Origin of the sequence: Citrobacter sp. wls757, assembly GCF_005280935.1 — a bacterium.
Taxonomy (GTDB): domain Bacteria; phylum Pseudomonadota; class Gammaproteobacteria; order Enterobacterales; family Enterobacteriaceae; genus Citrobacter; species Citrobacter portucalensis.
Genome location: NZ_SZWU01000030.1, coordinates 5,308 through 13,489 on the forward strand (window position 1 = coordinate 5,308; position 8,182 = coordinate 13,489).

The window sequence follows — 8,182 nt, forward strand, 5'->3', positions numbered from 1 at the left end:
TGGCATGACAATCAGCGCCTTCACGCCTAATCGCGCAGAAGAGAACGCGACGCCCTGAGCATGATTACCAGCCGATGCGGTAATGACGCCATGCGCTTTTTGCTCTTCGGTCAAGCCCGCCATCATGGCATAGGCACCGCGTAGCTTGAAGCTGTGAACAGGTTGACGGTCTTCGCGCTTCACCAGAATGACATTGTCGAGGCGCGAAGAGAGTTTTTCCATTTTCTGTAGCGGCGTTACCTGTGCCGCTTCGTATACCGGCGCACGCAGTACCGCTCTGAGATACTCGGCGCCCTCAGGAGCGCCGGATAGAGGTTGTGAATCCGCCATGGTCATTATCCCCCGAGCTTCGACTTATCGCGCACCGCACCTTTGTCGGCACTGGTTGCCAGGCTGGCGTAGGCGCGCAGTGCAAAGGAGACCTGACGCTGACGATCTTTTGGCGTCCAGGCTTTGTCACCGCGAGCTTCCTGCGCTTCACGGCGCGCAGCGATTTCCGCATCACTCAGTTGAAGTTGAATACCACGATTCGGGATATCGATGGCAATCATGTCTCCATCTTCGATAATCGCGATATTACCGCCGCTGGCCGCTTCCGGAGAAACGTGACCAATGGAAAGCCCCGAAGTACCGCCGGAGAAACGACCATCGGTAATCAGCGCGCAAGCCTTACCGAGGCCCATCGATTTCAGGAAGGTGGTTGGGTAGAGCATTTCCTGCATGCCTGGCCCGCCTTTCGGCCCTTCGTAGCGAATGACAACCACGTCGCCAGCCACCACTTTACCGCCGAGGATGGCTTCAACCGCATCGTCCTGGCTTTCATACACTTTTGCCGGGCCGGTGAATTTCAGGATGCTGTCATCCACGCCTGCAGTTTTTACAATACAGCCGTTTTCCGCGAAGTTACCGTACAGAACTGCCAGACCACCGTCTTTGCTGTAAGCGTGCTCCAGCGAGCGAATGCAGCCTTCCGCGCGGTCGTCATCCAGCGTATCCCAACGGCAGTCCTGTGAGAACGCCTGGGTAGTACGAATGCCGGCCGGGCCTGCACGGAACATTTTTTTCACCGCGTCGTCTTTGGTCAGCATCACGTCATACCGATCGAGCGTTTGCGGCAGAGTCAGCCCCAGCACGTTTTTCACGTCGCGGTTCAGCAGTCCAGCACGATCCAGTTCGCCTAAAATACCCAGTACGCCACCTGCGCGGTGCACGTCTTCCATATGGTATTTCTGCGTGCTCGGCGCCACTTTACACAGCTGCGGGACTTTGCGGGACAGCTTGTCGATATCACTCATGGTGAAGTCGATTTCCGCTTCCTGCGCGGCTGCCAGCAGGTGCAGAACGGTATTGGTGGAGCCGCCCATGGCGATATCCAGCGTCATGGCGTTCTCAAACGCTGCCTTGCTGGCAATGTTGCGCGGCAGCGCGGAAGCATCGTCCTGCTCGTAATAGCGTTTGGTCAGCTCGACGATGCGTTTACCTGCGTTGAGGAACAGTTCTTTACGGTCGGCGTGAGTCGCCAACAGCGAACCGTTACCCGGCTGCGACAGGCCCAGCGCTTCGGTCAGGCAGTTCATCGAGTTAGCGGTGAACATACCGGAACAGGAGCCGCAGGTCGGACAGGCGGAACGTTCAACCTGCTCGCTTTGTGAGTCGGAAACTTTCGGGTCAGCGCCCTGAATCATCGCATCAACCAAGTCGAGCTTGATGATTTGGTCAGAGAGCTTGGTTTTCCCGGCTTCCATCGGACCGCCGGAAACAAAGATCACCGGAATATTCAGGCGCAAAGAGGCCATTAACATCCCGGGGGTGATTTTGTCGCAGTTGGAGATGCAGACCATCGCATCGGCGCAGTGGGCGTTAACCATGTACTCAACGGAGTCAGCGATCAGCTCACGCGACGGCAGTGAATACAGCATGCCGCCATGGCCCATGGCGATACCATCATCCACAGCAATGGTGTTGAACTCTTTCGCCACGCCGCCTGAGGCTTCGATTTGTTCGGCAACCAGCTTACCGAGATCGCGCAGGTGGACGTGACCCGGCACAAACTGGGTAAAGGAGTTCACCACAGCGATAATCGGTTTACCGAAGTCATCATCGGTCATCCCGGTAGCGCGCCACAATGCGCGGGCACCCGCCATATTGCGGCCGTGGGTGGTGGTAGCAGAACGATACTTAGGCATGCTTGATTAACTCCCGTCTGTCTTTCCCCTGCATACTTCACGCCGCAGGTGCGTTGGCCGCCTCGCTCACCCCAGTCACTTACTACAGTAAGTTCCTGGGACTTGCTGCGTTGCCGTCTTCCTGCAACGTGAATTATTTTGGGGAAATATTAATTTTGTTATTGGTTTACTGAATCCAACCAGCCGTATTTATCTTCCGTTTCACCGGTGAAGAGGCCAAAGAAGGCCTGCTGGATGCGTTTGGTGACCGGACCGCAGCGGCCTTCGCCCACCTGGATACCATCGACACTGCGTACTGGGGTGATTTCAGCCGCGGTACCGGACATGAACACTTCGTCAGCCAGGTACAGTGATTCACGGGACAACACCTGCTCACGTACTTCGATATCGAGATCTTTCGCCAGCTTAATGATCGCGTCACGGGTAATACCCGGCAGTGCAGAAGAGGTAAACGGCGGGGTAAACAGAATGCCGTCTTTTACTTCAAACAGGTTTTCGCCCGCACCTTCAGAGATGTAGCCATTCACGTCCAGCGCAATGCCTTCCTGATAGCCATGACGACGCGCTTCGCTACCCACCAGCAGCGAAGACAGATAGTTACCGCCCGCTTTAGCAGCAGTAGGGATGGTGTTCGGCGCAACGCGGTTCCAGGAAGAAACCATCGCGTCGATCCCCTGCTCCAGCGCTTCTGCACCAAGGTAAGCACCCCACGGGAACGCGGCGATGATCACATCAGTGGTGTATCCCGCTGGCGGGTTAACGCCCATCCCCACGTCGCCAACAAACACCAGCGGACGGATATAGGCGCTGGTCAGATTGTTTTTACGAATCACCTCGCGGCAAGCTTCCATCAGCTCATCAACGCTCTGAGAAACCGGAAAACGATAGATCTTGGCTGAATCACGCAGACGCTGCATATGTTCGCGATGACGGAACACCACCGGCCCTTTGTGAGAATCGTAGCAACGGATGCCTTCGAATACTGAAGTACCGTAGTGCAGCGCGTGGGACATCACGTGAACCTTCGCGTCTTCCCAACGAATCATCTCGCCATTAGACCAAATGTAATCAGCTTTTTTCGTCGTCATTTTTCTTCCTTTTGCGCTCAGGCGCGGATTTGTTGTGATGTGGTTGTGCTCTGGCAGATAGCAACATGTGCAACGTCTACCAGTTTACTTAACTGACTAAACAGTAAGTCGACCGACCGGGGGCTGGCAACGGTCAATTCGATATTTATATTTTGCGCATCGCTGGCGGCTTCCATATTCATGGAGCACACCTGAAAACCGCGATGGCGTACCACGCGTAAAACACGTTCTAACGTTTCCGGATTGAAACGAGCCTCAACGGCGACCTGATGTTGCATCATGATAATTTCTCCAGCATTTCTGAGTTACTGGCACCTGGCGGTACCAGAGGCCAGACATTCTCAAGTTCGTCGATTGAGACATGAAGCAGGTATGGCCCCTCGCTGTTCAGCATGGTGTCGAGTGCCGCTTCAACCTGGTCTTTACGGGTGATGTGTTGACCTGGTATGCCGAAGGCGCTGGCCAACATGAGGAAATCGGGGTTATCGGTAAGGGTGGTTTCGCTATAACGTTCCTGGAAAAACAGCTGCTGCCATTGTCGCACCATGCCTAACCGCTGGTTGTCGAGTAAGACTATTTTCAGCGGCAACTGCTTGCGTTTTACGGTGCCCAGCTCCTGTACATTCATCATGAAGGAACCGTCACCGGAGATACAGATTACCGTATCGTTCGGGCGAGCAACCTGCGCGCCAACCGCTGCTGGCAGGCCAAAGCCCATCGTACCCAGGCCGCTCGAGGTGATGAAGTTTTCCGGGCGGGTGTAGGTCATATGCTGCGCCGACCACATCTGATGCTGACCAACATCCGTTGTCACTACGCTGTCCGCAGGCTTGCGATCGGACAACTGCTTCAACAACAGTGGCGCGTAGATAGCCTCACCGGGATGATCATAGCGCCAGGTATGCTCTGTGCGCAGTTCAGCGCTATGCTGGCGCCATGCGTCAATCTTCAGAGATTGCTGCAATGCCGGCAGCAGAGAATTTAAATCACCCTGCAGGGCGACGTGCGCCTGCCGCAGCTTGTTCATTTCCGCAGGGTCGATATCCATGTGGATCACGCTGGCGTTCGGCGCGAAGGTATTCAGCTTGCCGGTCACCCGGTCATCAAAACGCGCGCCCACGGCAATCAGTAAATCACATTCTTGCACCGCGAAATTTGCCGCTTTAGTGCCATGCATTCCCAACATACCCAAATAGTATGGGTAGTCAGCTTCTACTGCGCCCAGACCTTTCAGCGTGCAGGCGACCGGCATTTGGGTTACCGCGATAAATTCACGCAGGGCCGGGACCGCCTGCGCCATACCAACGCCGCCACCGACGTACAGGATCGGTTTTTGCGCCTGCGCCAGCATTTTACGCGCCTGCTCAACGTCAGCGTGCGGGAAAACCTCTACGCTTTCGACGGTCGTAAAATACGGCTCCAGCGTACCGCTGGCCAGCTGGATATCTTTCGGGATATCAACCAAAACCGGACCCGGACGACCGGAGTTCGCCACAGCGAAAGCCTCTGCCATGATGCGCGGCAGCTCTTCCAGTGACTGCACCAGGAAACTGTGTTTGGTGCAGGACAAAGACATACCCAGAACGTCCACTTCCTGGAACGCATCCGTTCCGATGAAAGGTGAGGCCACCTGACCGGTGATCGCCACCACAGGAACAGAATCTAACAGCGCATCGGCGAGTCCGGTGATCAGGTTAGTAGCACCAGGACCTGAAGTGGCGATACACACGCCGGTTTTACCGGTCGCACGGGCATAGCCAATTGCCGCCATTGCCGCACCCTGCTCGTGTCGGCACAACAGGTGTTCTACGCCGCCGTCATACAACGCATCGTAAACCGGCATAATTGCGCCACCAGGATAACCAAAGACGGTTTGAACCCCTTGTGCACGCAACGCATGTACCACCCACTGTGCCCCATTCATAGTTACATCCCCGCCGTAAATCTTGAGAAACAGAATTTTATGCTACCGTTCACTTTCTGCTCCTCATGTATGTTTTTAAGGTCAAAAAAAACCCCCGGACCTTTCGGTGCGGGGGTCTTAGTTCGTTAAGGCTTGTTTTCTAAGCCTTTCCTCGTCCAAGTGCAGCCCCGCACGGTGGGATAATAATCACCACCACGCTAATCACGACCAGGCTAATCACTCGTAGAAGGGCTGTCATTTTTGTATTTTCTTGCATCTTGTTCGAAGGAATACCTAAAGAGTTACCATAGAATTTGCAAATGACACAAGATATTTTTTTATTCGTTTTTCTGACGCCGTTAACGGTTTAGATAAATATCGTTGTTTTTTATACAAAAAATCAAAAGTGAAAATATTTCACGTTTCAGGTGATTCTCGGCAACCCGTTTCCTACTAAAAACGTTATTCAAAAGCGTTTGCGAGCGCTATTCCAGGCTTTATGCAAGCAGTATTGAGCTACATAAAAACACAGGAATAAGCCTCTAAAAACCGTAATTATGTGAAATCTTGCCGCGATGTATTGCGACATAATGCTTTCATCAGGAGGGCTTATGTCACTATCGATTGTTCACACACGCGCTGCGCTGGGCGTGAATGCGCCAGCCATTACCATCGAGGTACATATCAGCAATGGTTTGCCTGGTTTAACCATGGTGGGATTACCCGAAACAACGGTAAAAGAGGCTCGCGATCGAGTTCGCAGTGCGATTATTAATAGCGGTTATGAATTCCCGGCGAAGAAGATAACCATAAACCTCGCTCCGGCCGATCTCCCGAAAGAAGGGGGACGATATGATTTACCTATCGCAGTTGCGCTTCTGGCAGCGTCTGAGCAGCTTACAACCCATAACCTCGATACATATGAGCTGGTAGGCGAATTAGCGCTTACAGGCGCGTTACGCGGCGTTCCCGGTGCGATATCAAGTGCAACTGAAGCTATTCGCGCAGGCAGGAGAATTATTGTCGCAAAAGAGAATGCAGCTGAAGTGGGACTGATACACGGTGAAGGGTGCCTGATAGCCGATCATCTACAGGCCGTATGCGCATTTCTCGAAGGTAAGCATGATTTAGACAGACCATCATCGGCAGATTTTACCCCCTGCGCATTAGCAGATGATCTGAGCGATATTATCGGCCAGGAACAGGGTAAACGCGGACTGGAACTTACCGCAGCTGGCGGTCATAACCTCTTACTCATCGGGCCGCCGGGAACGGGTAAGACCATGCTGGCCAGTCGCCTGAGAGGATTGCTTCCGCCACTAAGCAATGATGAAGCACTGGAAAGCGCCGCGATTCTAAGTCTGGTCAATTCCGACACGCTACAAAAACAGTGGAAACAACGCCCTTTTCGTTCGCCGCATCACAGTGCTTCATTAACTGCCATGGTCGGTGGCGGCTCTATTCCTGCGCCAGGCGAGATATCTCTGGCGCATAACGGCATACTGTTTCTGGATGAACTTCCCGAGTTTGAGCGGCGCACGCTGGATGCACTGCGAGAGCCCATTGAGTCCGGGCAGATTCATTTATCCCGCACTCGGGCAAAAATAACTTACCCCGCGCGTTTTCAGCTTATTGCTGCCATGAATCCCAGCCCAACAGGACATTATCAGGGGAACCATAACCGCTGTACCCCAGAGCAGACGCTACGCTACCTCAATCGATTATCAGGTCCATTTCTTGACCGCTTCGATCTCTCCCTCGAAATCCCCTTACCGCCGCCCGGCATACTCAGCCAGAGCCAGGTAAAAGGGGAAGATAGCGCAACGGTGAAGCAACGCGTTATGGTAGCACGAGAGCGTCAGTATCAGCGGCAGAATAAGTTAAATGCGCACCTGGACAGTCAGGATATCCATAAATACTGTCCATTGCGTAGCGACGATGCGCAATGGCTTGAAGAAACGCTCGCGCATCTCGGATTATCCATCCGCGCATGGTTACGCCTGATAAAGGTCGCTCGAACGATCGCGGATATAGAACAATCTGACCATATCTCTCGCCAGCACTTACAGGAAGCTGTTGGGTATCGGGCGATAGACAGATTACTCATTCATTTGCAGAAACTACTGGCATAAAAAAAGGGCTTTCGCCCTTTTTTATTAATCATCAGATTCGGTGTAGTCTTCCGCACCTTCCACCTGAGGTTTCCCACCAGACAGCGTGTGGAAGCGTTTTGGACGCTTAATGCGCGTCATGTATTTGGACCACACACGTTCAGCTTCGGTAACCGGTTCGCGCTCACCACGGCATACCGCAACAAACAGTTTTTCTTCTTCCGTTACCGGCTCACGCTTGCCCAGATCCAGCTCGTTGAAAGCATAACCGTGACGCTCAAGCAGTTGTGCTTCTTTAATGGTGAAATCACCATGACGGGAGAATCCGCGGGGATAATATTTATTATCGAAATATCGATTAGTCGTCGTAAAGCTTTCCGCCATCCTGCACGCTCCTAATTCTTTGGCCGAGCTATTTATGGCGCGGAGTATTAGTTACGCTTGACAGAGCGTCAAACAAAAGATTTAAATCATAACGACAAATAATTTTATGGAGCGAGTTGTGGATACGGAATTGTTAAAAACTTTCCTGGAAGTTAGCCGGACACGCCACTTTGGCAGGGCTGCTGAAGCGCTCTATCTGACCCAATCAGCGGTTAGTTTTCGGATAAGACAACTGGAAAATCAATTGGGTGTAAACCTGTTCACCCGACACAGAAACAATATCCGTTTAACCGCTGCAGGTGAAAAATTATTACCTTACGCTGAAACGCTGATGAATACGTGGCAAGCAGCACGTAAGGAGGTTGCGAATACCTCGCGGCATAACGAGTTTTCTATTGGTGCCAGCGCATCCCTCTGGGAATGCATGCTTAATGGCTGGCTGGGGCGTTTGTACCAATCCCAGGAGCCACAATCCAGCCTTGTATTATCCTCTCTGTGCAGAGAGGGCCG

Annotated in this window: 9 protein-coding genes; 2 read left to right on the forward strand and 7 right to left on the reverse strand. The window is 53.0% G+C overall.

The window, feature by feature from the left end:
• The 6 genes from FDW94_RS23970 to ilvL form a co-directional block, all read right to left on the reverse strand.
• A partial coding sequence (locus FDW94_RS23970) for a pyridoxal-phosphate dependent enzyme (protein WP_249358356.1) occupies positions 1-330 on the reverse strand: 330 nt, incomplete at its 3' end.
• Positions 331-335: 5 nt separating this feature from the next.
• On the reverse strand, positions 336-2,186 hold the full coding sequence (gene ilvD, locus FDW94_RS08230; protein ID WP_003829028.1) for a dihydroxy-acid dehydratase: 1,851 nt from the start codon (positions 2,184-2,186) through the stop codon (positions 336-338).
• Between the two features lie 158 nt (positions 2,187-2,344).
• Entirely contained in the window at positions 2,345-3,274 is a 930-nt protein-coding gene (locus FDW94_RS08235) for a branched-chain amino acid transaminase (RefSeq protein WP_003829030.1), read from the reverse strand.
• 17 nt (positions 3,275-3,291) lie between these two features.
• The gene (ilvM, locus tag FDW94_RS08240) at positions 3,292-3,555 is read right to left on the reverse strand and encodes an acetolactate synthase 2 small subunit (protein WP_003018017.1); all 264 of its coding nucleotides are present in this window, start codon (positions 3,553-3,555) and stop codon (positions 3,292-3,294) included.
• Positions 3,552-5,198, reverse strand: coding sequence for an acetolactate synthase 2 catalytic subunit (ilvG, locus tag FDW94_RS08245; RefSeq protein ID WP_125363354.1), 1,647 nt, complete (start codon positions 5,196-5,198; stop codon positions 3,552-3,554). The genes ilvM and ilvG overlap by 4 nt, the downstream gene beginning before the upstream one ends.
• A gap of 139 nt (positions 5,199-5,337) precedes the next feature.
• The gene (gene ilvL, locus FDW94_RS08250; RefSeq protein ID WP_001311244.1) at positions 5,338-5,436 is read right to left on the reverse strand and encodes an ilv operon leader peptide; all 99 of its coding nucleotides are present in this window, start codon (positions 5,434-5,436) and stop codon (positions 5,338-5,340) included.
• A gap of 352 nt (positions 5,437-5,788) precedes the next feature.
• Between ilvL and FDW94_RS08255 the strand changes: the two genes are divergently transcribed.
• The gene (locus FDW94_RS08255) at positions 5,789-7,309 is read left to right on the forward strand and encodes a YifB family Mg chelatase-like AAA ATPase (protein WP_137377437.1); all 1,521 of its coding nucleotides are present in this window, start codon (positions 5,789-5,791) and stop codon (positions 7,307-7,309) included.
• 24 nt (positions 7,310-7,333) lie between these two features.
• On the opposite strand, the gene maoP is transcribed toward FDW94_RS08255, so the two are convergent.
• The gene (maoP, locus tag FDW94_RS08260; RefSeq protein ID WP_003018025.1) at positions 7,334-7,672 is read right to left on the reverse strand and encodes a macrodomain Ori organization protein MaoP; all 339 of its coding nucleotides are present in this window, start codon (positions 7,670-7,672) and stop codon (positions 7,334-7,336) included.
• Between the two features lie 106 nt (positions 7,673-7,778).
• On the opposite strand from maoP, the gene hdfR reads away from it, so the two are divergent.
• The coding region (hdfR, locus tag FDW94_RS08265) for an HTH-type transcriptional regulator HdfR (RefSeq protein ID WP_137377438.1) at positions 7,779-8,182 on the forward strand (404 nt) is incomplete at its 3' end.

Excerpts from the sequence above, each read along its gene's own strand:
- ilvM (WP_003018017.1), bottom strand. The coding sequence starts at position 3,555 with ATGATGCAACATCAGGTCGCCGTTGAGGCTCGTTTCAATCCGGAAACG.
- FDW94_RS08255 (WP_137377437.1), top strand. The coding sequence starts at position 5,789 with ATGTCACTATCGATTGTTCACACACGCGCTGCGCTGGGCGTGAATGCG.
- ilvD (WP_003829028.1), bottom strand. The coding sequence starts at position 2,186 with ATGCCTAAGTATCGTTCTGCTACCACCACCCACGGCCGCAATATGGCG.
- ilvL (WP_001311244.1), bottom strand. The coding sequence starts at position 5,436 with ATGACAGCCCTTCTACGAGTGATTAGCCTGGTCGTGATTAGCGTGGTG.
- maoP (WP_003018025.1), bottom strand. The coding sequence starts at position 7,672 with ATGGCGGAAAGCTTTACGACGACTAATCGATATTTCGATAATAAATAT.
- FDW94_RS08235 (WP_003829030.1), bottom strand. The coding sequence starts at position 3,274 with ATGACGACGAAAAAAGCTGATTACATTTGGTCTAATGGCGAGATGATT.
- ilvG (WP_125363354.1), bottom strand. The coding sequence starts at position 5,198 with ATGAATGGGGCACAGTGGGTGGTACATGCGTTGCGTGCACAAGGGGTT.